This window comes from Halorubrum sp. Atlit-28R, assembly GCF_003665955.1.
Lineage (GTDB): Archaea > Halobacteriota > Halobacteria > Halobacteriales > Haloferacaceae > Halorubrum > Halorubrum tropicale.
Map to the genome: position 1 here is coordinate 262,479 of NZ_QPLS01000004.1, position 23,563 is coordinate 286,041.

Annotated in this window: 28 protein-coding genes and 1 other RNA gene; 25 read left to right on the forward strand and 4 right to left on the reverse strand. The window is 71.8% G+C overall.

The window, feature by feature from the left end; all coding sequences use genetic code 11:
* The first annotated feature begins 12 nt into the window (after nt 1-12).
* Entirely contained in the window at nt 13-882 is an 870-nt protein-coding gene (htpX, locus tag DVK06_RS08695; protein ID WP_121600003.1) for a zinc metalloprotease HtpX, read from the forward strand.
* Nucleotides 883-1,041: 159 nt separating this feature from the next.
* Nucleotides 1,042-1,182 carry a hypothetical protein gene (locus DVK06_RS18660; protein ID WP_158293539.1) on the forward strand — a complete coding sequence of 47 codons (141 nt, stop codon included), beginning with the start codon at nt 1,042-1,044 and terminating at the stop codon, nt 1,180-1,182.
* A 73-nt stretch (nt 1,183-1,255) separates the two neighbouring features.
* Here the strand turns inward: DVK06_RS18660 and rnpB are convergent.
* Nucleotides 1,256-1,618, reverse strand: an RNA gene (rnpB, locus tag DVK06_RS08700) — RNase P RNA component.
* Between the two features lie 129 nt (nt 1,619-1,747).
* Here rnpB and DVK06_RS08705 point away from each other — a divergent pair.
* Nucleotides 1,748-2,350, forward strand: coding sequence for a TIGR00296 family protein (locus DVK06_RS08705; RefSeq protein WP_121600004.1), 603 nt, complete (start codon nt 1,748-1,750; stop codon nt 2,348-2,350).
* Nucleotides 2,351-2,390: 40 nt separating this feature from the next.
* Here DVK06_RS08705 and DVK06_RS08710 read toward each other — a convergent pair whose 3' ends face one another.
* Both DVK06_RS08710 and DVK06_RS08715 read right to left on the reverse strand, forming a co-directional pair.
* Complete coding sequence (locus DVK06_RS08710) at nt 2,391-3,548, reverse strand: nicotinate phosphoribosyltransferase (protein WP_121600005.1); 1,158 nt, start codon at nt 3,546-3,548, stop codon at nt 2,391-2,393.
* 108 nt (nt 3,549-3,656) lie between these two features.
* Nucleotides 3,657-5,408, reverse strand: coding sequence for an Hvo_1808 family surface protein (locus DVK06_RS08715; RefSeq protein ID WP_121600006.1), 1,752 nt, complete (start codon nt 5,406-5,408; stop codon nt 3,657-3,659).
* Between the two features lie 180 nt (nt 5,409-5,588).
* Between DVK06_RS08715 and DVK06_RS08720 the strand changes: the two genes are divergently transcribed.
* From DVK06_RS08720 to DVK06_RS08815, 21 genes are all read left to right on the forward strand, one after another.
* A complete protein-coding gene (locus DVK06_RS08720) occupies nt 5,589-6,161 on the forward strand; it encodes a cysteine hydrolase family protein (RefSeq protein WP_121600007.1) in 573 nt (190 codons plus the stop codon).
* 152 nt (nt 6,162-6,313) lie between these two features.
* Complete coding sequence (locus DVK06_RS08725) at nt 6,314-6,874, forward strand: hypothetical protein (protein WP_121600008.1); 561 nt, start codon at nt 6,314-6,316, stop codon at nt 6,872-6,874.
* Between the two features lie 97 nt (nt 6,875-6,971).
* Nucleotides 6,972-7,103 carry an HVO_2523 family zinc finger protein gene (locus tag DVK06_RS19585; RefSeq protein ID WP_255410362.1) on the forward strand — a complete coding sequence of 44 codons (132 nt, stop codon included), beginning with the start codon at nt 6,972-6,974 and terminating at the stop codon, nt 7,101-7,103.
* A gap of 158 nt (nt 7,104-7,261) precedes the next feature.
* Nucleotides 7,262-8,227: a phytoene/squalene synthase family protein gene (locus DVK06_RS08730; RefSeq protein ID WP_121600009.1), complete on the forward strand. Its 966-nt coding sequence runs from the start codon at nt 7,262-7,264 to the stop codon at nt 8,225-8,227.
* A 9-nt stretch (nt 8,228-8,236) separates the two neighbouring features.
* On the forward strand, nt 8,237-8,446 hold the full coding sequence (locus DVK06_RS08735) for a hypothetical protein (protein WP_053770479.1): 210 nt from the start codon (nt 8,237-8,239) through the stop codon (nt 8,444-8,446).
* 38 nt (nt 8,447-8,484) lie between these two features.
* The gene (hisD, locus tag DVK06_RS08740; RefSeq protein WP_121600010.1) at nt 8,485-9,762 is read left to right on the forward strand and encodes a histidinol dehydrogenase; all 1,278 of its coding nucleotides are present in this window, start codon (nt 8,485-8,487) and stop codon (nt 9,760-9,762) included.
* Nucleotides 9,763-10,147: 385 nt separating this feature from the next.
* A complete protein-coding gene (gene phnD, locus DVK06_RS08745; protein ID WP_121600052.1) occupies nt 10,148-11,170 on the forward strand; it encodes a phosphate/phosphite/phosphonate ABC transporter substrate-binding protein in 1,023 nt (340 codons plus the stop codon).
* Entirely contained in the window at nt 11,171-12,001 is an 831-nt protein-coding gene (gene phnC / locus DVK06_RS08750; protein WP_053770481.1) for a phosphonate ABC transporter ATP-binding protein, read from the forward strand.
* Entirely contained in the window at nt 12,002-12,802 is an 801-nt protein-coding gene (gene phnE / locus DVK06_RS08755) for a phosphonate ABC transporter, permease protein PhnE (RefSeq protein ID WP_121600011.1), read from the forward strand.
* Nucleotides 12,802-13,596 carry a phosphonate ABC transporter, permease protein PhnE gene (phnE, locus tag DVK06_RS08760; protein WP_053770483.1) on the forward strand — a complete coding sequence of 265 codons (795 nt, stop codon included), beginning with the start codon at nt 12,802-12,804 and terminating at the stop codon, nt 13,594-13,596. The genes phnE (DVK06_RS08755) and phnE (DVK06_RS08760) overlap by 1 nt, the downstream gene beginning before the upstream one ends.
* Nucleotides 13,593-14,360, forward strand: a complete 768-nt coding sequence (locus DVK06_RS08765) for an HAD family hydrolase (RefSeq protein ID WP_053770484.1) — start codon at nt 13,593-13,595, stop codon at nt 14,358-14,360. The genes phnE (DVK06_RS08760) and DVK06_RS08765 overlap by 4 nt, the downstream gene beginning before the upstream one ends.
* 84 nt (nt 14,361-14,444) lie before the next feature.
* Nucleotides 14,445-15,593 (forward strand): mechanosensitive ion channel family protein, encoded by a 1,149-nt coding sequence (locus tag DVK06_RS08770; RefSeq protein ID WP_053770485.1) that lies wholly within the window; start codon nt 14,445-14,447, stop codon nt 15,591-15,593.
* A 128-nt stretch (nt 15,594-15,721) separates the two neighbouring features.
* Complete coding sequence (locus DVK06_RS08775; RefSeq protein WP_053770486.1) at nt 15,722-16,096, forward strand: iron-sulfur cluster assembly accessory protein; 375 nt, start codon at nt 15,722-15,724, stop codon at nt 16,094-16,096.
* A 75-nt stretch (nt 16,097-16,171) separates the two neighbouring features.
* The gene (locus DVK06_RS08780) at nt 16,172-16,417 is read left to right on the forward strand and encodes a DUF5816 domain-containing protein (protein ID WP_053770487.1); all 246 of its coding nucleotides are present in this window, start codon (nt 16,172-16,174) and stop codon (nt 16,415-16,417) included.
* Between the two features lie 188 nt (nt 16,418-16,605).
* On the forward strand, nt 16,606-16,944 hold the full coding sequence (locus DVK06_RS08785) for a hypothetical protein (RefSeq protein ID WP_053770488.1): 339 nt from the start codon (nt 16,606-16,608) through the stop codon (nt 16,942-16,944).
* 145 nt (nt 16,945-17,089) lie between these two features.
* The gene (locus tag DVK06_RS08790; RefSeq protein ID WP_121600012.1) at nt 17,090-17,524 is read left to right on the forward strand and encodes a pyridoxamine 5'-phosphate oxidase family protein; all 435 of its coding nucleotides are present in this window, start codon (nt 17,090-17,092) and stop codon (nt 17,522-17,524) included.
* Nucleotides 17,525-17,620: 96 nt separating this feature from the next.
* The gene (locus DVK06_RS08795) at nt 17,621-17,821 is read left to right on the forward strand and encodes a dodecin (RefSeq protein WP_053770490.1); all 201 of its coding nucleotides are present in this window, start codon (nt 17,621-17,623) and stop codon (nt 17,819-17,821) included.
* 351 nt (nt 17,822-18,172) lie between these two features.
* A complete protein-coding gene (locus DVK06_RS08800) occupies nt 18,173-19,390 on the forward strand; it encodes a DHHA1 domain-containing protein (protein ID WP_121600013.1) in 1,218 nt (405 codons plus the stop codon).
* Nucleotides 19,387-20,391, forward strand: a complete 1,005-nt coding sequence (locus DVK06_RS08805) for an AIR synthase-related protein (RefSeq protein WP_121600053.1) — start codon at nt 19,387-19,389, stop codon at nt 20,389-20,391. The genes DVK06_RS08800 and DVK06_RS08805 overlap by 4 nt, the downstream gene beginning before the upstream one ends.
* An 84-nt stretch (nt 20,392-20,475) precedes the next feature.
* Nucleotides 20,476-21,648, forward strand: coding sequence for an acyl-CoA dehydrogenase family protein (locus tag DVK06_RS08810; protein ID WP_121600014.1), 1,173 nt, complete (start codon nt 20,476-20,478; stop codon nt 21,646-21,648).
* Complete coding sequence (locus DVK06_RS08815; RefSeq protein ID WP_233561648.1) at nt 21,645-22,232, forward strand: HAD family hydrolase; 588 nt, start codon at nt 21,645-21,647, stop codon at nt 22,230-22,232. Before DVK06_RS08810 ends, DVK06_RS08815 begins: the two co-directional genes overlap by 4 nt.
* A 45-nt stretch (nt 22,233-22,277) precedes the next feature.
* Here the strand turns inward: DVK06_RS08815 and DVK06_RS08820 are convergent, their stop codons facing one another.
* Entirely contained in the window at nt 22,278-22,601 is a 324-nt protein-coding gene (locus DVK06_RS08820) for a DUF5822 domain-containing protein (protein WP_121600015.1), read from the reverse strand.
* A gap of 134 nt (nt 22,602-22,735) precedes the next feature.
* Here DVK06_RS08820 and panB point away from each other — a divergent pair, with 134 nt between their 5' ends.
* Nucleotides 22,736-23,542 (forward strand): 3-methyl-2-oxobutanoate hydroxymethyltransferase, encoded by an 807-nt coding sequence (gene panB, locus DVK06_RS08825; RefSeq protein ID WP_121600016.1) that lies wholly within the window; start codon nt 22,736-22,738, stop codon nt 23,540-23,542.
* The last annotated feature ends 21 nt before the right edge of the window (nt 23,543-23,563 follow it).

Here is a 23,563-nt window from a genome sequence, read left to right on the forward strand (position 1 = left end):
TAACTTATGCGCATGGATTGGAAGACAGACTGGGGGTTGCGTGGACGGATGGCGTTCACGATGTTCCTCCTGTTCGCCCTCTATGTCGTGTTCGTCGGAGCCCTGACGGTGTACTTCGGCGACTTCCTGTTCCCGTTGATCATGCTCGGCGGGTTCTCGCTGGCGCAGTACTTCTTCAGCGACAAGCTCGCGCTGAAGAGCATGGGCGCCCGCGAGGTCGACCCCGACGAGTACCCCGACCTCCACCGGCGGATCGAGCGGCTGAGCCAGCAGGCCGACCTCCCGAAGCCGACGGTCGCGGTCGCGAACACCCGCGTTCCGAACGCCTTCGCGACCGGCCGGAACAAGAAGAACGCGACCGTCGCGGTGACGACCGGGCTCTTGGAGAGCCTCGACGAGGACGAGCTGGACGGCGTGCTCGCCCACGAGCTCGCCCACGTGAAGAACCGCGACGTGATGGTCATGACCATCGCGTCGTTCCTCTCCACCATCGCCTTCTTCATCGTGCGGTGGGGCTGGCTGTTCAGCGGCGACAACCGGCAGGGCGCGCCCGTCATCGTCGCGATCCTCGTGTCGCTTCTGGTGTGGGTGGTCTCGTTCCTGCTCATCCGCGCGCTCTCGCGCTACCGCGAGTACTCCGCCGACCGCGGCGCGGCGCTGATCACCGGGAAGCCCGGCGCGCTCGCCTCGGCGCTGATGACCATCGACGGCCGGATGGACAAGGTGCCCGAGGAGGACCTCCGCGAGGAGGCGGAGATGAACGCGTTCTTCATCATCCCGATCAAGGCCGGCTTCGTCGGGAAGATCGCCTCCACGCACCCCTCGACGGAGAACCGCATCGAGAAGCTCCGCGAGCTGGAAAAGGAGATGGAGACGGCGTGAGTCACGGCCGACTCGTCCGAGTCTCGGCCCGGTCGGAACCCAGAATCGGAGTCGCGCCAGGGGCGTAGTCGACGAACGCCCGACGCGGCCCGGTATCCGCCGGAATCAGAAACGTGACAGCAAAATTCTTTATTCGCGACCGTCATCCACGTCGTGACTATGGTCCCCGTGATCGCAGCCCATTCGATCGGCGTCCTCCTCAGGACCGGCGCGACGAGCGTCGTCGGAATCGTGCTGACGGTCGGTTTCGTCGTGGCGGTGAACCTCGGTATTAAATTAGTGAAACGGATACTGGAGTGAGACCGTGGTCGACGCTTCGAATCCCCCGGTCTCGCGTCTCTGTTTCCGGCGCTGTCGCTCGCCGATACGAGCGGACTGAGGGGAGTAAGCCCCCTTCGGTTCGTCCCGACATTCGGCTGAGCGTCCGCGCCGCGGCCGGACTACCTTGTGGCGCGGACTTGCACCGGCGAGGATTCGCCGTTCCATCCGTTCCCGCCCGTCGGCCCTCGTCGGGTTAACTCCCTTCCCTTGCGGGTCGGTTCGCGCGTTCGCGGGTGACCCCGCGAACGCCGTCGGTCGCCGAGGCGACCGCACGCGACTCATCGGTCGGGGCGGGGGGTGTCGTTGCTGTTCCAGAGCCAGCCGTCTCCGACTCCGGGCGTGTGCCCGGTCGCCTGTCCGGCCGGTGGGGGGACTTTCCTCATGCCAAGGGCACGGGAGTCGGGCTCCCTCTGTCCGGTTCGCCGTTTCTCCCGCCGGCGAATAAGGCGTTCGGTCGGGCGCCTCTCGGGTGAGACGCCGCCAGCGCCGCGAGAGCGGTGCCACAAGGGAAGCGTTCAAGTCGTCAGCACTGTAATAGACTCTCATGTCCGAGGCTCAGACCGTTCAGCTGTCGTACGACGACGGTGCACGAGCGGTCGAACTCGCGCGGGAGGCGGTCGAGTCGTTCGTCCGACACGGGCAACGCGAACAGCCCGGGAGCATGCGAGAGGCGTTTTACGCCCGCACGGGCGCCTTCGTTCGGCTCCAGTCGACGCGGGGCCGCGGCCGCCTCCGCGGCTGTGCCGGCGCGTGGGACACGTCGGACCAGCTGGGCCACGCCATCGTCGAGGCCGCGATCAAGGCGGCGTCCGGCGACTCCTGCGGCTCCGAGGTGGAGCCGAAGGAACTCGACAACATCACCGTCTCGGTGTTCGTCGTCTCGAACACCGTCCTCACGAACGACCCCGCCGAGGACCTCGAGATCGGCACGCACGGGGTCGCCGTCGACAGCGGCAACGCCCACGGCTGGCTCTACCCGACGGTGCCCGTCGAGAACGGCTGGTCGGCCGCGGAGTTCCTCTCGCGCACCTGCCGGAAGGCGAAGCTCTCGCCGACCGCGTGGCAGGATGAGGACACGATGGTGACGCTCATCGAGGGCCAGGTCTTCCGAGAGCGCGCCGACGGCGGCGCCGTCGAGGAGCTGTAGCCCGCGACCCGCCCGCGTCTTTTCAGGCTCGTCGCCCGCGTCAGTCCGCCCCGTAGCCGACGGCCGCCGCGTCCGCGAGCGCCCGCTCCGCCGCCGCCGAGAGGTCGAACGCGTCGTCCGCGACCACCTCGCCGTCGCGGATCACGGGCTCCATGAGCGCCTCGGCGTCCGCCGGTCCCGAGCGGTCCGCCAGCCCGACGGCGTGGGCGCCGTCGTCGGTGCGGTAGACGGCCTTCGCGCCCGAGAGCTTCCCGCGCTTGGCGGCCGGCTCGCCGTCGACGGCGACGAGGTCGAGCGCGAAGTCGACGGGGTCCGCGTTGGAGACGTAGCCGCCGACGCCGAACCCGTCCACGACGTCGCGCAGGTCGCGGAGGTCCGCCGGGCCGAGGCCGCCGGAGACGTACACCGCCACGTCGCCGTGGCCGCGCGCGTCGAGCTCCCACCGCACCTCGCGGACGATGTGTCCGAAGTCGCCGCGCCGGGAGCCAGTCGTGTCGAGGCGGACGCCGTCGAGGTCGTCGCCCAGCGTCTCCACGGCGCGGAGGACCTCGTCGACCTCGTCGGAGTAGGTGTCACACAGCGCGATCCGGGGCGCGTCCGCCGGAACCCCCTCGTCGTAGGCGCGCCAGGCGGCCTCCTGCTCGCCGCGCCCGAAGCAGATGGCGAGCGCGTGCGGCATCGTCCCCGAGGCCTCCCGCCCGAGCAGGTCGCCGGCGGCGACGTGCGAGAAGCCGTCGAACCCGGCCGCCAGCGCGGAGCGCTCGACCGCCGCGGTCATCGCCGGGTGGACGTGGCGCGCGCCGAACGAGAGGACCGACGACTCCGGCGCGGCGACTCGGCAGTCTAGCGCCGCCGTCGCCATCCCGGACGCGTGCGAGAGGAAGCCCAGAAGCGACGTCTCCAGCCGCGCGAACGCCAGGTACGGCCCCTCGATCCGCATCACCGGGCCGCCGTCGAACAGCCGGCCCTCCGGGACCGCGTCGACGTCCACGTCGCGGCCGGCGAGCAGTTCGACGGCGTTCCCGAGCCCGGCGAACAGCTCGAACTCGCCGTCGGGGAACTGGTCCGCGGTCACCTCGGCGACGACGCGGGGGTTCCGCCCGGCCGCCTCCAGCGCCGCCTCGGTCCGCTCGAAGTACGCGTCGGTCGCGCGCCCCTCGCGGATCGCGGCCGCGTCGACGATGTCGAACTCGCTCATGCCCGACGGTTCGGTCGCGGGGACGAAAAGCCACCCGTGTCGCGGCGACCGCGGACCGCGCGGTCGTCGGGGGCGCGCGGCACTCGTGGGCGCGCTGCGAGCGCCGGGCTACGCCGACCGTCGCGCGGCCACCCCGAGCGCGGCCGCGAGGGCGACGAGCGCCGCCGCGACGCCGAAGCCGGGGGTGCTGTCGCTCGTGTCGCCGGCCCCTCCGTCCGCGCCGTCGCTGCCGTCCGCGTCGCCGCTCCCGTCGTCGCCGTCGCTGCTGTTGCCGTCGTCGCCGTCGGTGCCGTCCCCGCCGTCCCCGTCGCCCCCGTCCGCGCCGTCGGTGCCGTCGGCGTCCGGGAGCGTCAGGTCGGCGTCCGGCCGGAGTTCGAAGACGCCTTCCGGCGACGGCGCGTGGGTTATCGTCACGCTCGTGCCCTCGCGCACGACGCCGTAGGCGCCCGGGAAGTCGCTCTCCGAGCCGATCTCGTACACGGTCCCGGCCGCGTAGTCGCGCTCGCCGTGGGCGGTCAGCATCCGCACGTAGGCGTCGCGGAACGCCTCCGCGTCGTCGGTGGTCTGCCACTCGGTCGCCCAGACGTAGCCGTCCCGGTCGCCGTTCCGGTAGGGGTATAGCTCGTCGTCGGCCCAGCCGTCCGTCACGGGATGGGCGTAGTTGTACACCGCCCGCGACTCGAGTTGGGCCTCCGTGTCGAGGTGGATCTGGACGTTCTGTCGAACGGTCGCGTCGGGCGCCAACACGGTGTGCCGGTACTCTAAGCTCTGGTACCAGAACATGACGAACATCGACGCCTCGCCCGCCGTCTCCGCGCCCTCGACGCCCTGGTCCGGGTAGGTCTCCCACCCGCCGGTCGCAGCGTCGTCGAACGTGACGTTCCCCTCCTCGTAGCCGGGGTCGCGGTGGATGACCTCCGCCGTCGACGCCGGCGGGTCGTTCATCGTCTCGTTGACGGCCGCCCACCCCCCTTCGTCGCGGAGTTCGCGGACGTACAGCGCGCCGTCCCCGTACGGCTGGAGGACGGTCTGGAGGATGCCGAAATTGAACTCGGCGCCGCCGCCCCCGCCGCCGTCGCTCTCGGGCGGCTCGGCGCAGGTCCAGTTGTCGGCACAGCGGGCGGCGTACCGCTCCTCGACGTGGACCGCCTCCCCCTCGACGATCCCGTCGACCGCGAGGTCGCCATCCTGCGTCGCGCCGACGTAGCGCGGGTCAGTGAGGTCGTGATACTGGTCTTGCATCGCGTGGAGCAGCTCGTGCGCGAGCGTCGAGGGGTCGATGTCGGGCGACTCGCCGTCGGGGACGACGATGACGATCCGGTCCTGCGATGGCGAGTAGAAGCCGGAGACCGCGCCGCCGAACACCGAGTCGATCTCGTCGTTGGCGTTCGTGTCGTCGCCGACGACGAACAGCGCCTCCCACACCTGGTCGTTCCAGCGCCGGAACGCTTCGGAGCCGTTGCCGCTCGCGGTGTCGTTGGCGTACTCGCTCCGAGTGACCGTCTCGACCGGCACGTCCTCCCTGAACGGGCGCTGCCGGACGTGTTCGACCCGGGCCATCGTGAGGTCGGTCAGCGCCGACAGCTGGGACTCGTTGAGCCCGTCCGTCTCCGCGAAGTCGACGGACTCCTCGTAGTGGGTCCCGTTCCAGCAGCCCACCAGGTCGGGGCCGTCGCCGGGACCGCACTCGTCGGCGGACGCGGAGGGCACTCCGCTCGGCGCCGTCGGCCCGGTGCCGGACGCGGCGGGGACCGCGCCGGCGTCGGGAGCGGCGGCGACGCCGGCGGTGAGCGCGACACAGAGGACGGCGACCGCGGTGACGGCGGCGGCCGCGGTCGAGAAGGTGAGAACCCGTCGCATACAAACCGTATCGGACGCCCCGGTAAGTAGTTTGTCGGTTCCTTCGGCGCCGCGGCCGGCGGATTTTTCCGCAGGCGGCGGCCCGCCGACGCCCCGGCGTGGCGTTCCCGCCGTCGTCGGGACGAACCGGCGGCCGCGAGCGGGACGACGGTTTTTGTCCCGCGCGCGGTAACCGGTGGTATGGCGTTTGATCCGACAGCAACCGCGGTGGTCGTCGTGGACATGCAAAACGGGTTCTGTCACCCCGACGGGAGCCTCTACGCCGAGCCGAGCGAGGCCGCGATCGAGCCGGTGACTGCGCTCGTGGACCGCGCCCGCGAGGCCGGCGCGTCCATCATCTACACCCGCGACGTCCACCCGCCCGAGCAGTTCGACGAGACCCACTACTACGACGAGTTCGACCGGTGGGGCGAACACGTCGTCGAGGGGTCGTGGGACGCCGAACTCGTCGACGACCTCGACGTGCGCGACGGGGACCACGTCGTCGAGAAGCACACCTACGACGCCTTCTACCGGACCGACTTGGAGGGACACCTCGACGCGCACGGCGTCGACGACCTGCTGATCTGCGGCACGCTCGCGAACGTCTGCGTCCTCCACACCGCCGGCAGCGCGGGGCTCCGGGACTACCGCCCGGTCGTGGTCGAGGACGCGCTCGGGTACATCACCGAGGAGCACCGGGAGTACGCCGTCGACCACGCCGACTGGCTGTTCGGCGAGACGACGACCCGCGACGCGGTCGCGTTCGCGTAGTCCCGGGCGCCGGGCTGGCGTCCTCGCGGCCGCGGTCGGGCCGACGCCTCCGCGGTCGTGGACGCCGGCCGGCGAACGTTCCGGATTTCCGTAATTATCGCGCGCGGAAATTGGCGTGTAACGCTTTTCACTGCCGGCCGGAACCGAGAGGTATGGACATCTCTCGACGGGGCGTGCTCGGGGGCCTCGGCGCGGTCTGCGCGGTCGGCGCTGTCGGCTTCGCGGGCGCGGCGACGGTGACGGACGGCGCGGCGATCGACGGCCTCGGCGGTATCGGTGGCGACGGGCCGGCGGCGACGGGCGACGGGACGGACGAGGAGACGGCTCCGCAGTCGGCCGCCGTCGACCCCGAGGCACCGTTCGAGGCGCGGCTAACCGGCGACGACGGCACCGACGCGATGCTGTTCGGCGCGGGCGACCTCGACGTGGTCAAGGGCGTCTTCGCGAAGGACGGGGAGTTCCTCGTGCAAGTCGTGCTCTCCGAGGCGGGCGTCGACGCGTTCCGGACCCGACTCGATGAGGCCGGCGCGACCGATGACCCGGCCGCGTTCGTGGTGTCGATGACGCTCGACGGGACCGAGGTGCGGCGCGTTGAACTCGACCGGGAGACAGTCGACGCGCTCACCGACTCCGAGTGGGGAGGCGTGCTGACGCTTCCGTTCGGGCAGGAGTCGGTTGCCCGGTCGGTGTACGAGCGACTGGCCGACGACTGACCAGTCAGGTTCGGCGCGGTCGCGACCGCGCCGCGGCCCGCCGGGCGCCGAGGGTCCGGTGGGGTAGCGTTTTGTCCCTCGCCCACGTATTCCCGTCGTGAGCGACGACCCGGCGAACGACGGCGGCCACCCGTGTCCGGTCTGCGAGACGCCGATGTACCATCGACACTGTAAGTACGTCTGCCCGGCTCACGGCGTCGTCTACGACTGTAGCGACACCTTCTACTGAGCTCTCGCCGCCCCGCGCGCCGGTTCGATCGACGGACGCGACGGGGGTACCCGGGATCCAAACTGTGTCGTGCGAACTGTTATGTTCTTGGAGGCCGAATTTCCACTTATGATGGGCGACCCGTACGCGACCCTCCTTGCCGACCGCTCGGGGTCAGCATGGTAGAGCAAACACAGGTTGCCCGGAGCAAGCGGATCCAGCGCCGCACCGGGAAGACGTTCCACGTCGCCACCCGGCTACTGCCCCAGCGGATCCGCCACCCGACGTACGTGCTGTACGGGTTCTTCCGCATCGCCGACGAGGTCGTCGACGCCGAGGACACCGGACCGCCCGCCGAACAGCGGGCCGAACTCGACCGCCTCCGAGCGGCCGCGCTCGGCGAGGAGCCGACGGACGACCCGGTGTTGGAGGCGTTCGCCGAGGTGGTCGAGCGCAACGACATCCCCGACGAAGATGTCCACTCGTTCGTGGACGCGATGGAGAGCGACATCGACACCGACCGCTACGAGACGTACGCCGACCTGGAAACGTACATGGACGGCTCCGCGGCCGCCGTCGGCCGGATGATGACGGCGATCATGGACCTCGACCCGGAGGAGGAGGCCGAGGCGCTCCCGCACGCGACCAAGCTCGGAGAGGCCTTCCAGATGACGAACTTCCTCCGCGACGTCCGCGAGGACGTGGTCGAGCGCGACCGCATCTACCTCCCCTTAGAGACGCTCCGCCGCCACGGCGTGAGCGAGCAGCAGATCCTCGACTTAGAGTTCGACGAGCACGTCGCGGCCGCGATCCGGGAGGAGATGGCCCGCACAGAGCGGCTCTACGAGGAGGGCGTCGCGGGGATCAAGTACCTCCCCGAGGACTGCCAGCTGGCGGTGCTGCTCGCGGCGGTGCTGTACGTCGACCACCACCGGCTCATCCGGAACCGCGGCTACGACACCGTCTCGGCCACCCCGGAGCTGTCGCTCACCCGCAAGCTGTCGCTGCTCGTCCGCACGCGCTGGAAGTGGCAGTGGAACCGCGACCCGGAAGCGGTGTTCTACGACATGTGTACCGACTTCGACCCCGCCCGCGAGTCCCACGGGCACGGTCCCCACGGCGCGGGCGTCCCGCAGACGGACTGAGCGGCCCGCATGGACCGCTCCCGGTTCGTCTCGCTCGCGTTCGCCGCGTTCGGCCTCGTGTTCGTCTCCTTCCTCCTCCGCGGGACGACGCGGCTGGTCGCGCCCTACGAGGTCGCGGTCGCGGTGTCGGCCCCGGTCCTCTTCGCGGCGGCCGCGCTCCTGGCCGCCCTCCTCGTCCTCGCCGTCCTCGACGTGACCGGGATCCGGCGGCTGGGGTGAGTCGGAACGCCCTTGCCCCGCCGTCCCCGACGACCGGTATGGACGTACGAACCGTCGCGGACCTCTCGCCGGCCGAGCGGCGCGCCTTCTTCGAGCGCGACGCGGGCGTCGAGGGGGTCCGCGAAGACGTGCGAGAGATCGTCGGGCGGGTCCGCGAGGAGGGCGACGTCGCGGTCCGCGAGTTCGCGGAGGAGTTCGACGGCGTCGCCGTCGGGAACATCGACGTCACCGACGACGCGGCGCGGGCGCACGAGGAGCTGGCCGACGCGGGCGACCCGGTCCTCGACGCGGTCCGGGAGGCGGCCGCGAACGTCCGCGCGTTCCACGAGCGGCAGCGCCCGGAGGACTGGCGCGACGACTTCGGCGGCCGCGAGCTCGGCCGGCGCTTCCGCCCGATCGACCGCGTCGGCGTGTACGTGCCCGGCGGCGCGGCCGCGTACCCCTCCAGCGCGCTGATGGGGATCATCCCGGCGGTCGTCGCCGGCGTCGACCACGTCGCGGTCGCGACGCCGCCGGCCGACGAGCTCAACCCCGTCACCCTCGCGGCCATCCACGAGGCCGGCGCCGACGCGGTGTACCAGGTCGGCGGCGCGCAGGCGATCGGCGCGCTCGCGTACGGGACGGAGACGGTGACGCGGGTCCAGAAGGTCGTCGGGCCGGGGAACAAGTGGGTCACCGCCGCCAAGTCGATCGTCCAGGGCGACGTGGAGATCGACTTCCTCGCCGGCCCGAGCGAGGTGCTGGTCCTCGCCGACGGGACGGCCGACCCCGACCTCGTCGCGGCCGACCTCGTCGCGCAGGCCGAACACGACCCCAACGCCTCCGTCGTCGCGGTCACCGACGACGCCGCCCTCGCCGAGGCCGTCGCCGACGCGGTCGACGCGCAGGCGGCCGAGCGCGACCGCGAGGAGACGGTCCAGGCCGCCCTCGACAACGCGGCCTCCGGCGTCCTCCGCGCGCGCTCGATGCCCGAGGCGGTCCTCTTCGCCGAGGAGTACGCCGCCGAGCACCTCTCGATCGTGGCGGACGACGACGAGGCGCTCTTGGACCGGATCACCAACGCCGGCTCCGTCTTCCTCGGCCCGTACTCCTCCGTCGCGGCCGGGGACTACGCGGCCGGGACGAACCACGTGCTGCCGACGAACGGCGGCGCGAAGCGGTACGGCGGACTCTCCGTCGACACCTTCCTGCGGTCCTCGACCGTCCAGCGGCTCGACCGCGACGCCCTCGACGACCTCTCGGAGACGGTCACGACGCTCGCCGACGCCGAAGGGCTGGAGGCGCACGCCGAGAGCGTGCGGAAGCGGTTCGAGTAGCCGGCCCCCTCGGAGCGGTTTCGATAGCCGTATATAGCGCTCCGCGCCGAACACCTCGACTCAATAACAGAAACGGCGGTACCCTCCGGATCGGAGCGGCCTGAACTACCACATTCGGCTCATAGCAGCCTTCTTACCCGCTAGGACGCCTGTTCGAGCCGTAATGGTGGACGACACCGACGGACGACGGGAATCGAACTCGCGGCGGAAGTTCCTCATCGCGGGCGGTGCGGCCGCGCTGAGCGGTCTGGCGGGCTGCTCCGGCGCGTCGAGTTCGGGCGGCGACGGCTCGGACGGCGCCGACGGGAGCGGCGGCGGTTCGAGTGGCAGCGGAGGCGACGGGAGCGACGGGAGCGACGGGGGCGACGGCGAGTCCGGCGACCCGATGCTGGCCGACGCGAGCGAGTTCGACCCCGCGGAACCGGCCTGGGACGAGCACAACTACCTGTCGACGGCGCTGGTCGACGCGGGCTACCAGCGCGGGTCGACGACCGACCTCGAGAACATGCGGAACCGGGAGGTCGAGGAGGTGCCGCACGGGGAACCCGTGCGCGAGACGCCCGACGACGAGAGCGAACTCCTCGACCCCGACACGCTGGTGTTCACCGAGAGCCCGAGCGAGGACGTCCAGGGGCGGTTCGAGGAGGACTTCCAGGCGGTCTTCGACCGCATCGAGGAGGAGACCGGCAAGCCGGTCGAGTTCAGCAAGGTCGACAGTTACGCGGCGTCAGTCGAGGCGATGCGCTCGGAGCGCGCCCACATCGCGAACTTCTCGACCGGCACGACCGCGTTCGCGGTCAACCTCGGCGGCGCGGTCCCGTTCGCGGTCGGGCTCACCCCCGAGGAAGAGTTCGGCTACCGGCTGTTCGCCACCACCCGCGCCGACGCCGACGACATCCAGAGCGTCGAGGACTTCGCCCGCGACGACGTGAAGATCGGCCACTCCGAGCCCGCCTCGAACTCCGGGCACCAGGCCCCCTCGGCCCTCTTCGACCAGTACTTCGACGTGACCGCCGAAGAGGACTACGAGGTCAACTTCTCGGGCGGCCACGGCAACACCACGCGCGGCATCGCCGCCGGCGACTACGACGCCGGCCCGATCTGTTCGACGTGTATGGTCGACACCGTCGAGGCCCAGAGCGACCTCAGCTTCGACGACTTCAAAGTGGTGTGGGCGTCGGCGCCGTTCCCGAGCGGCCCGGTCGCGTACCGCTACAACCTCAAGCCGGAGATCCAGGAGGGGATCGAGCGCGCGTACCTGGAGTCCGACTTCTCGGGGACGGCCTACCAGGAGCGGACGGGGTACAACAAGTTCGTCCCGATCGACTACAAGACGGTCTGGAAGGACATCATGATCATCCAGCGGTACAACGGCGTCGAGTACGAGCGGAGCGCGCTCGGGTCGTAGATGCTGCGAGTCACCGACCTCCGGAAGACGTACCCCACCGGCGACGAGGCGCTACAGGGCGTCACGATGTCGGTCGAGGGCAGCGAGACCGTCGCGATGATCGGCCCCAGCGGGGCGGGCAAGTCCACGTTCATCCGGTGTGTCAACCGGCTAACCGAGCCGAGCGGCGGCCAGGTCTACCTCGACGAGACGGAGCTGACCGGGCTCGGTGACGACGCGCTGCGGTCGGCCCGTCGCGACATCGGCATGATCTTCCAGGAGTACAACCTCGTCGAGCGGCTGACCGTGATGGAGAACGTCCTCACCGGGCGATTAGGGTACGTCTCCGCGTGGCAGGCGTTCCGGCGGTCGTTCCCCCCCGAAGACATCGAGCGGGCGTACCAGATCCTCGACCGCGTCGGGCTGGCCGACATGGAGAACAAACGCGTCGACGAGCTCTCGGGCGGCCAGCGCCAGCGGGTCGGCATCGCGCGGGCGGTGATCCAGCAGCCGAAGATCCTGCTGGTCGACGAGCCGACGTCGAGCCTGGACCCTGAGACCTCGGACACGGTGATGCGACTGCTGACCGACATCGCCGCAGAGCGCGAGGTCCCGGTGTTGATCAACATCCACGAGGTCGACCTCGCGATGGAGCACGCCGACCGGATCGTCGGACTCCACGACGGCGAGCTCGTGTTCGAGGGCCCGCCCTCGGAGCTCGACCAGCGCGGGCTCGACCAGGTGTACCGGGGCGCGGCGGTGCCCGAGAACACCGACGGCGAGAAGCCGCGGTCGCGGTCCGACGGCGACGCCCTGTCGAACGCGGACCGACCGCTCGCGGGGGAGCCCTGAATGGCCGCCGGCAACCGGACCTGGGAGCGGCCGACCGTCTTCCCGCGGCGAGGGATGAAGTGGGCGGTGTACGCCGGCATCGTCGGGTTCTTCCTCTGGTCCGGCGCCGGGGTCGGCGCCGATCCCGCGCGGATCGCGCAGGGGCTCGGGAGCGCCGGCTCGCTCGTCGGGGACTTCCTCCCGCCCTCGGCGACCCCGCGACAGGCCCAGCGGATCCTCGACAAGATGCTCGAGAGCGTCGCGATGGCGATGGTGTCGACGCTCACCGGCATCGTGCTGAGCGTCCCGATAGCGTTCATGGCCGCGGAGAACCTCTCGCCGAAGCCGCTGTACGCGATCAACAGGGGGTTCATCTCCGTCTCCCGGGCGTTCAACGCGATCATCGTCGGCATCATCGCGGTCAAGGCCATCGGGTTCGGACCGCTCGCGGGCATCCTCACGATCACGTTCAAGACGGTCGGCTTCTTCTCGAAGCTCCTCGCCGAGGACCTCGAAGACATCGACATGGGGTCGGTCGACGCGGTCCGGGCGTCCGGCGCCTCGCCGATCCAGACGCTCCTCTACGGGGTCGTCCCGCAGATCATCCCGCGGTTCGCCGGGCTCTCCGTGTATCGGTGGGACATCAACATCCGGACCTCGACGATCATCGGCATCGTCGGGGCCGGCGGGATCGGGTCGGTGCTGCTGACCGCGTTCAACCGGTACGACTACCAGTACGTCACGGCCATCCTGCTCGCGATCATCGCGGTCGTCCTCGTGGCCGAGGGCGTCAGCGCGGTCGTGCGACGGAGGTACAACTGATGGCGGTCGAGCAACCGAGCTGGGACCGGTTCGACCGGCGGCGACGGATCACCCGGTTCGTCCTCCTCCTCGCCGCCGCCGTCTCCGTGATCGCCTCCTGGCAGTTCATGGACACCGGCGTCGTCAGGCCGGAGACGATCCCGCGGGAGGTCGGCGACCTCCTGACCCGGATGTACCCGCCGGACGTGGCGTACACCACGCGGATCGTCCAGCCGCTGATCGAGACGGTCCAGATCGCCGCGCTGGGGACGCTCGGCGCCCTAGTGCTCGCGATTCCGGTGGCGCTGCTCGCCGCCGAGAACACCACGCCGAACGGCGCGACCTTCTGGCTCGGGAAGCTCATCGTGACGGTGAGTCGGTCGGTCAACACCATCATCTGGGCGCTGTTTTTCGTCGTGCTGTTCGGGTCGGGACCGCTCGCCGGCGCCGTCGCCATCGTGTTCCGCTCGGTCGGCTTCCTCGGGAAGCTGCTCGGCGAGGAGATCGAAGAGATCGACTTCGGGCAGGTCGAGGCGGTGCGGGCGTCCGGCGCGTCGCAGGCGCAGGTGCTGCTCTACGGCATCCTCCCGCAGGTCAAGCCCGCGCTCGTCGGGCTGTCGATCTACCGGTGGGACATCAACATCCGCGACTCGACGGTGCTCGGCTTCGTCGGCGCGGGCGGTATCGGCGTCGAGCTGTTCCGCGCGGTCAACGCCTTCGCGTGGCAGTCGGTCGCGATGGTGCTGATCGTCATCCTCGGGGTCGTGGTCGTCACCGAGAGCCTGTCGGCGTACACTCGGGGGCTGGTCCGATGAGCCCGCCCCGACCGGACGGCTACGAGACGGTCCTGTTCGACATGGACGGCGTCGTTCTCGAGGGTCGCGAGACCGCCCCGGCGGTCCGCTCGCGCGCCCTCGACGACGTGCTCGCCGACCGGGACGTGACCGTTTCCCCGGCGCGCCGCGAGTCGCTGGCGCGCCCCGCCTACGACGACGCGTTCCGCGCGGCCTGCGAGGGGCTCGGCCTCGACCCCGCGCGCCTCTTCCGAGAGCGCGAGGAGCGGAGCGCGACGCGCGCCGTCGAGCGGCTGGCGGCCGGGATGCGACGGCTCCACCGGGACGTGACGGTCTTCGACGCGCTGGCCGACCGCGCGACGCTCGGCCTGGTGAGCAACAACTACCACCCGACCGTCGAGTTCGTCGTCGACCACTTCCGGCTCGACGAGTTCGCGTTCGTCCGCGGCCGCGACCCCGGTCCCGACGGCTACGGGCGTCGGAAGCCCGACCCGCACTACCTCAACGAGGCCCTCGACGCCCTCGACGCGACCGACGCGATCTACGTCGGCGACCGGGCGACCGACGTGATCGCCGCCGACCGGGCCGGGATCGACAGCGCGTTCCTGCGGCGCGACCACAACGCGGACCGCGACCCCGACGTCGAGCCGACCGTGGAGATCGAGAGCCTCCGCGAGCTGCTCGCCCTCGCTGGCGGCTCGTCCTCCGACCCGTCCGCGGCGCCGTCGGATCCCTCCGCCGACTCGCCGAACTCGGACGCGGACCGCGGTCGCCCGTCGGAATAGGGTCGCGCCGCCCCGGTCGCCGCACCCCCGGACCGGCGCGTCCCCCCCAGCAACGGTTATCACCCGTCACCGCGTCTCGGAGGCATGATACCGTCGCTCGGGACGCTGTTCGAGGGGTTCACGGCGGTGGAGGCGACGGTCGCCGTCCTCCTCGTATCGCTCGTCGCCGCCCTGGGGATGGAGTTCGTCGTCCTCCGCGTCGCCCGGCGGTACGTCTCGGCGACGGACACCGGCTACGACGACATCGTCATCGCCTCGCTGCGGGCGCCGCTCGTCGTCACCGCGGCGCTCGCGGGGGTGTTCGTGCTCACGCAGGTCCCCGCGGTGCGCGCCTCGGTGCTCGTGGAGCCGCAGTTGCTCGACGCCGTCTTCGGGCGCCCGTCGCTGTCGGTGATCGTCCTCGTCTGGGCGTACGCGGCCAACGCGGTCGTGAACCGGGTCGTCGCCGCGGTCAACGCGGAGGGCGGGCGGTTCGACTTCGCGCCCGTCTTCTCGAACGTCTGGACGCTCGCGGTGCTGGTCGGGAGCGTCGGCACCCTGCTGTGGCTGTGGGGCATCGAGATCACGCCGCTGCTCGGCGCCGCGGGCGTCGCCGGCATCGCCGTCGGCTTCGCGGCGAAGGACACGGTGGCGAACTTCTTCGGCGGGATCGCGCTGTACTTCGACGACACGTACAAGATCGGCGACTACATCGTCTTAGACGACGGCACCGCCGGGACCGTGATCAAGGTCGGCGTGCGCTCGACGACGCTGCTCACCCGCGACGAGGTGCTGGTGACGGTGCCGAACGCGGCGCTCAACGCCGCGAAGGTGACGAACGAGTCGGCGCCGCAGCGCCGCCGCCGCGTGCGGGTCCCGATCGGCGTCGCCTACGGGACCGACGTGGACGCCTTCGAGGCGCTGGCGATCGAGGTCGTGGAGGCGGAGCCGCTCGTCCTCGACTCCCCGAAGCCGCGGGCGCGGTTCCGCTCGTTCGGGGACTCGGCGCTCCAGTACGAGATCCTCTGCTGGGTGAACGGTCCGACGCGGCGCCGCCGCGCGCAGCACGAACTCAACCGCGCGCTGTACGTGGCGCTCGGCGAGGCGGGGGTCGAGATCCCGTACCCGAAGCGGGACGTGACGATCGCGGGGGCCCCCGGAGCGGAGCCGTCGGGCGCCGGGACGGAGCGGGCGCCCGCGTCGCCGACGCCCGAGGCGGAGCCGGCCGAGCGACGGGCCGGCGACGGCGACTGAGCGACGGGCCGGCGATGGCGACTGAGCGACGGGTCGCGGCGACGGGGCCGGCGAACGTAACCGTCAGTGACAACGGGCCACGGGATTCCGCCGGCAGGGTTTTCACCGTGCGAACGGAACCGGGCTCTATGAGTACCGAACCGGCCGACACCGGGACCGAGGGGAACGACCCGGCGATCGAGGTGACCTCGGACGCCGCCGAGGAGGCGCTCTCGCTGCTCGAAGGCGAGGGACTCGACACCGACGTCGCCGGGCTGCGGCTGTTCGTCCAGCAGGGCGGCTGCGCGGGGCTGTCGTACGGGATGCGCTTCGACACGGAGCCGGAGGACGACGACCTCGTCGTGGAGCACCACGGCCTCCGGGTGTTCGTCGACCCCGCGAGCAAGAACTACATCGGCGGGAGCACGCTCGACTACGAGCACGGCCTCCAGGCAGCCGGCTTCGAGGTCGAGAACCCGAACGTCGTCTCCGAGTGCGGGTGCGGCGAGTCGTTCCGGACGTAGCGCGCGCTTCGATTCCCCGTTCCTCACCGTCTCGCGAGTCCCCCGCTTAAGTCGCTCCGCCGGGTAGCGGGAGCCATGACCCTGGAAGCGACGACGACGCCGAGCGGCGAGCGGGTGTACACCGACCGGTCGCGGACCGAGCGCGGCGCGGACGGGCCCTTCTACCCCGTGTTCGCGGACGAGGCGGGCGAGTCCCGCTGGGGGTTCCGCTGCGGCAACTGCGGGTCGTTCGACACCGCGATGGACACGATGGGCCGGATCCAGTGTACCGAGTGCGGTAACCTCCGGAAGCCGGACCAGTGGGACGCGGCCCACGAGTGAGGCGGGGGCGGGCGGGTCGCCGTCAGCGGCCGCGGGTTCCCCGGTCGACGGCCGTCTCCGGCGGAGCGGTCGGCTCCGGCGCTGGGCCGCGTTCGGGGCTCTCCGGACCGCTGCGGGGGGTGCGCCCGATTCTCTGAGCTCGAAATCGTGAGAAGGTTTATCACGGATGGTGCCGAACTTCGACGTAGATGGCCACTGCGAGCATCCCCCCGACGACCGAGGCCAGAGACGTCTTCCGCGAACTGGGATACACCGTCTCCGACGGCGGACGCGAGTTCGTCGCGGAACGCAAGTGGCGGCGCGTGTTCGTGACGGTGCTCTGTCTCGACGACGACGACCTCGACCCGTATCTCGCAGACGGGGACGACGCGGCGCGACTCCGGTGTTTCGTCACGTGGCGCGACCGCGCGGCCGACCTCCAGGAGCGGCTCGTCGCCGCGAAGCCCCCCTACGACTGGGCGGTGATCGGCATCGACCGCGACGGCGAGGACTTCGCGGTGATGGAGGGCGCGCCCGGAAGCCCGTAGCCGCGCGCGCGACCGCCGTGCCGACGACGCTCTCCGCCTCCCGGCCGGCCCGCCGGCTGTGCTCTCGGTTGGCCCGCCGCCGACCGCGCCCTCGGCCGGCCCGCCCTGGAGGTGTCTATTTGCGACCCCGCCGCGTACGGGTCGCATGGAGCACGTCGAGTACGTCTACACCAGCGGCATGTCCGAGTCCGACGTCGAGGCCCGCCTCCGGGCCGGCGAACACGGCGTCCTGGCGCTGGCGAGCGACGGCGACGCGTACGCCACGCCGCTGAGCTACCACTACGACGGCGACCGCCTCCTCCTCCGCGTGAGCGACCACGACGGCGACGGCGAGAAGGGGCGCTTCCTCGCGGCGACCGACACCGCCACGTTCGTCTGCTACGCGGCGTCGACGGACGAGTCGTGGAGCGTCCACGTCCGCGGACCGGTCTCGCGGTCCGAGCGACGGGTCGACGAGGCGACGCTCAACGAGTGGTTTCAGCCCTTCCGCCTCTTCGACGAGGCGGTCGAGGACGTCGCGTTCACCCTCTACGAACTGGAGATGGAGGCCGTCATCGGCCGCGCGACCGTGGACGGGTAGTCGGCGAGCCGGCGGGAAGGCCTCGGGCTCGCGCCCGACACGGCCGCCGCGGCGACGCGTATTTTTATCTCCCCGTGTGCCCTACCAGCACGCGACATGGTGTTCAAGAAGATCACGTTGATCGGGACGAGCGAGGAGAGCTTCGACGCCGCGGCCGACGACGCAATCGACCGCGCCGAGGACACCCTCGACAACGTCTACTGGGTGGAGGTCGAAGAGTTCGGGGTGGAGCTGAAGGGCGCGGCCGACCGCGAGTACCAGGCCGAGGTCGAGGTCGCGTTCGAACTGGAGGGCTGAGGGGAGACGCGGTCTCACGATTTATAACTGGTCGTGAGCGGTAGCCGGGCCTCCGTACGAACGAAGGGCATGGATAGGGCCGGAGGCCGCCGCCCCGCTCGCCGCGCACGTATCACGTCGTCTGTGGCGCCCTCGCGACTGCCCCTTCGAGTCCCGCCCCCGTACCGCACAGCACCTCACGCCTCCCCACCCTCGTCGCCGGCGGCTGCGCCGCCGGCTGCCAGAGGCGCGTCGCGCCTCGCTGCCGCCGGTGGCGGCCGCTCGTAGGCACGCGCCGCCGCACCGTCTCGTTCATTTATAAGCAATTCCTCGGCGGCCACCTATTTATCCGACCGCCCCCACGACCCGGCAATGACCGCGTCACGCGCGCCGGCCGAGCCGACGGTCCGGGAGTTCGAAGCGACGGTCGAGTCCGTCGACGGCCGCGAGGTCGTCCTCGACGAGACGTACTTCTACCCGGCGTCGGGCGGCCAGCCGGCAGACAGGGGAACGCTCGACGGCCACCTCGTCGACGACGTGGTCGAGCGGGACGGAGCGGTCGTCCACGCGCTCGACCCCGACGCGGACGCCGCCCTCGCGCCCGGCGACGAGGTCACGGGCCTGATCGACGACGCCTTCCGCACCTACTGCGCCCGAGCGCACACCGCCTCGCACGTGCTGTACGGGGCGGCGCGCCGGGTCGCCGACGACCTCGGCTACGCCGGGTTCGACATCGCGGAGACGAAGGTCCGCGTCGACCTGACGACCGCCGAGCCGCTGGGCGACGGCGACCTGATCGAGTTAGAGCGGCTCGCCAACCGCGCCGTCTGGGACTCGCTGCCCGTCTCGTGGGCGACGCACTCGGCCGACGAGGCCCGCGACGTCGACGGCATCGCGTTCAACACCAAGACCGAGGAGGGCGCGATGAGCGGCGGCGACGCGGTCCGGGTCGTGACGGTCGGCGAGGCCGACGACCCGTGGGACGTCGCCGCCTGCGGCGGCACGCACGTCGCGAACACGTCGGAGATCGGGCCGATCGCGGTGCTGGAGCGGTCGAACCCCGGCGAGGGCGTGACCCGCGTCGAGTTCGCGGTCGGGCCCACGGCGATAGACGAACTCGGCGCGGTCCACGCCGCCGCGCTCGACGCCGCGACGGCGCTCGACGCGCGTGTCGGCGAGCTCCCCGACGCCGTTTCCCGCCTCCGCGACGAGGCGGACCGGCTGGAGGCGGAGCTCCGAGACGCCCGCGAGGAACTGCTCGCGGCGCGCCTGCGCGAGTTCCCGACCGCCGACGTCGGCGGCGCGCGCTGGGCGGTCGGGACCGTCGACGACGCCGACCCGAACGAGCTCCGCGAGCCGGCGACGGCGGCGGTCGCGGCCGACGACCTCGACGCCCTCGCCGCGGTCGGGACCGGCGACGCCCCCTTCGTCGTGGTCGCGGCCGACGGCGACGCGGTCGACGCGGGCGACGCCGTCGGCGCCGTCACCGACGAGTTCGGCGGGGGCGGCGGGGGCGGCCCGACGTTCGCGCAGGGCGGCGGGCTCGACGCCGACCCCGAGGCCGTCGCGGCGTGGCTCCGCGAGCGATGACCGGCAAGCTGGGCCCCGAGGCGCTGGCGGCGGCGCTCGCGGCGACCGGCGCCGACGACCCCGCAGTCGCGCAGGGTCCCGCCTACGGCGAGGACGCGGCCGCGATCGACCTGACCGGCGCCGGCGAGACGCTCGTCGTCGCGGCCGACCCCCTCTCGCTGGCCGCGGAGTCGGTCGGGACGCTCGCCGTCCACGTCGCCTGTAACGACGTCGCCGCGAGCGGCGCGGACCCCCGGTGGCTCACGCACACGCTGTTCCTGCCGGACGACGACCCAGACCGGCTTCGGGCGGTCGTCGACCAGGTCGACGCGACGGCGCGCGACCTCGGCTGCGCGGTCGTCGGGGGCCACACCGAGGTGCTCGACGCGCTCGCCCGCCCGCTCTGCGCGATGACGGCGATGGGGACGACGGACCGCTTCGTGTCGAGCGGGGGCGCCGAGCCCGGCGACCGGCTCCTGCTCACGAAGGGCGCGGGGATCGAGGCGACCGCGATCCTCGCGACCGACTTCCGCGAGGCGTGCCGCGAGGCGGGCGTCCCGCCCGCCACGCTCGACGCGGCCGCGGAGTTCCTCGGCGAGGTGAGCGTCGTGCCCGACGCGGCGGCGGTCCGCGACGCCGCGACCGCGCTCCACGACCCGACCGAGGGCGGCGTGGCGACCGCGCTCGTCGAAGCGGCGGCCGCGAGCGAGGCCGTCTTCGCCGTCGACCGCGATTCCGTCCCGGTCCGGCCCGAGACGCGGGCCTGCTGTGACGCGCTCGGCGTCGACCCGCTCGCGACGTTCGGTTCCGGCGCGCTGCTGGCGGCCGTCCCGCCGGAGCGCGTCGACGAGGCGCTCGACGCGCTCGACGCGGCCGGGATCGAGGGGGCCGCGATCGGTCGCGTCGAGTCCCCCGCCGACGAGCCGGCCGCGGGGACCGTCCGGATCGACGGCGAGCCCCTCGCCGAACCGCCGCGAGACGAGCTGTACCCGCTCTGGGAGGCGCGCGACGCGGGGGCGTAGCGGTCGGCGGCGGCCGCCCGCCTCCCACGGCTGGACCCCCCGCCGATCGCGCACCTTTTTCGGTGAGGGACCGAAGTCGGTGATATGACCGGAGCACGCGTCGGATCGGCGCTCACCGACGAGCAGGCGGCCGTCCGCGACCTCGTCGCGGAGTTCGCGGCCGAGGAGGTCCGCCCGACCGCGGCCGAGGCGGACGAGACGGAGACGTTCCCGGAGGAGGTGTGGGACGGGCTCGCGGAGCTGGGCCTGACCGGCCTCACCGTCCCGGAGGAGTACGGCGGCTTCGGCGCCGACGAGACGACCTACGCGGTCGCCAACGAGGCGCTGGCGCACGGGTCGCTCGCGGTCGCCACCGCGCTGTCCGTCCACTGCCTCGCGACCTCCTGTATCGCCGAGTTCGGCACGGAGGCGCAGCGCGAGGCGTGGCTCCCGGAGATGGCGGAGACGGGCCGCCCGGTCGGGATGTTCTGCCTCTCCGAGCCGCACGCGGGGTCGAACCCGGCGCAGATGTCGACGACCGCGACGTACGATCCCGAGGCCGACGAGTACGCGCTGAACGGCGAGAAGCAGTGGATCACGAACGGGAAGCGGGGCGGGGTCGCGGTCGTCTTCGCCAAGGTCGTCGACGACGAGCGCGACTCCGACGACGACGCCGTCACGCAGTTCCTCGTTCCCGCCGACGCCGACGGGTTCGAGGTCGGCAAGAAGGAGGAGAAGCTGGGGCTCCGCGCCTCGGACACGACCGGGATCACCTTCGACGACTGCCAGATCCCCGCCGAGAACCGGCTCACCGAGCCGGGGAAGGGGCTCTCCGCGGCCTTCCGGACGCTCACAGAGGGGCGGATCGGCATCGCGGCGCAGGCGGTCGGCGTCGCGCAGGCCGCGCTCGACGAGGCGAAGTCGTACGCCGAGGAGCGCGAGCAGTTCGACCGCCCGATCGGCGACATTCAGGCGATCCGGCACAAGCTCGCGGAGATGTCGACCGACGTGTCGGCCGCGCGGCTGCTCGTCCGCGAGGCCTGCCGGCAGGCGGAGGCGGGCGAGGACTACCGCGTCGCCGCCTCGAAGGCGAAGTACCGCGCGAGCGAGGCCGCGATGTCGGTGACGAACGAGGCGGTCCAGGTCCACGGCGGCTACGGCTACACGACCGAGTTCGACGTCGAGCGCCTCTACCGCGACGCGAAGATCACCGAGATATACGAGGGGACGACCGAGATCCAGAAGACGATCATCGCCCGCGGGGTGTTCGGGGAGTGAGCGCGGTCGACTCGCGGCTCGCCGGCTACGACGCGGTCGTCTACGACCTCGACGGCACGCTCGTCGAGCTCGCGGTCGACTGGGACGCGGTCGCGGAGGCGGTCCTCGACGTGTACGCCGAGCGCGCGCTGATCCCTCCGACCGAGGAGCTGTGGGGGTTACTCGGCGCGGCCGACGACTACGGGATCCGGGAGGCCGTCGAGGAGGCGATCGCGCTCCGCGAGCGCGCCGGCGCCCGCGAGTCGACCCGGCTCCCGCTCGGCGACCGGCTCGCGGCCGGCGGCCCGGAGGGCGCGGTCGGCTCGCCGCCCAGCGCCGGCGTCTGCTCGCTCAACTGCGAGGAGGCGTGTCGGATCGCGGTCGAGACGCACGGGATCGCCGACGCGATCGCCGGGGACGCCGTCGTCGGCCGCGACACCGTCGGGAGCCACAAGCCGGACCCGGCGTCCCTGCTCGCGGCGATCGACCGGCTCGGCGCCGCCCCGGAGGACGCGCTGTTCGTCGGCGACTCGCGGCGGGACGCGGTCGCCGCCGAGCGGGGCGGCGTCGACTTCGCGTGGGCCGCGGACTTGCTCGCCGAGTAGCGGCACGGATCGTCGCACCGCGGGGCCGGCGCGCGTCGCCCCGACTCACCCAGTCTCGCCGTCGTCATCTCTCTCTTCCGTTTCGCCGTCCTCACTGCCTGCTTCGGGCTCGGCGTCGTCGTCGGCCGATCCGCCGTCGCCGGCGTCGTTCCGCCTCGCGTACACCGCGACGGCGACCGCGGTGACGAACCAGATGGGGGCGCCGACCCGGACCGCGAACGCGGCCCGCGCGCCCCACGACTCCAGCGCGACGGTCGTCGACAGCAGGGCCACGACGGGGGCGCCGACGAGGATGGTGACGACGAACGTCGTCTGCATCACCCACGCGTAGTCGATCCCCTCGTACTCGGCCCGCTCGACTGGTTGCACGCCACGGGCTCGGCGGCGGAGCGGCAAATCGGTGGCGGTCGGTCGGGGCGCCGACGCGTCCGGCGGCGACGGCGCGGCCGACTCGCCGTCCGGTTCCCGACGATTTTAGGGCGGTGCGCGGCCGACTCCGAGGCATGACCACGACGCGGGGACTCCGGGACGCCGAGGATCCGATCACGATGCTCACCGCCTACGACGCCCCGACGGCGGCGATCGTCGACGAGGCCGGGATCGACGTCGTCCTCGTCGGCGACAGCATGGGCAACGCCGCCCTGGGCTACGACTCCACGCTCCCCGTGACGTTCGACGAGGTCGCGAGCCGCACCGCGGCGGTCGCGCGCGCGACCGACGACGCCCTCGTCGTCGCCGACATGCCGTTCCTCTCCTTCGGCGTCGACGAGGCCGAGTCGGTCCGGAACGCCGGCCGCCTGCTGAAGGAGGCGAACGCGGACGCGGTGAAGATCGAGAGCGGCCCCCACACCGTCGAGACGACCCGCCGGATGACCGAGGTCGGGATCCCGGTGATGGCGCACCTCGGCCTGACGCCCCAGCACGTGAACCGGCTCGGCGGCTACACCCGGCAGGGGACCGAGCAGGACGCCGCCGAGGAGATAATCGAGCTGGCGGGCGGGCACGCCGACGCGGGGGCGTTCGCGCTCGTGTTGGAACACGTCCCCGCGAACCTCGCGGGCGCGGTGACCGAGGCGCTCGACATCCCGACGATCGGCATCGGTGCGGGCTCCGACTGCGACGGGCAGGTGCTCGTGATCAACGACGCGGTCGGGCTCGGCGAGTGGTCGCCGCCGTTCGCGAAGCAGTTCGGCGACGTGCGCGGCGAGATGGTCGGCGCCGTCGAGGCGTACCGGGAGGCCGTGACGAGCGGCGAGTTCCCGGCCGAAGAGCACTCGCACGTCGAGTCCGATCTGGAGGACCTGTACTGAGGCCGCTCGGTCGCTCGCGGC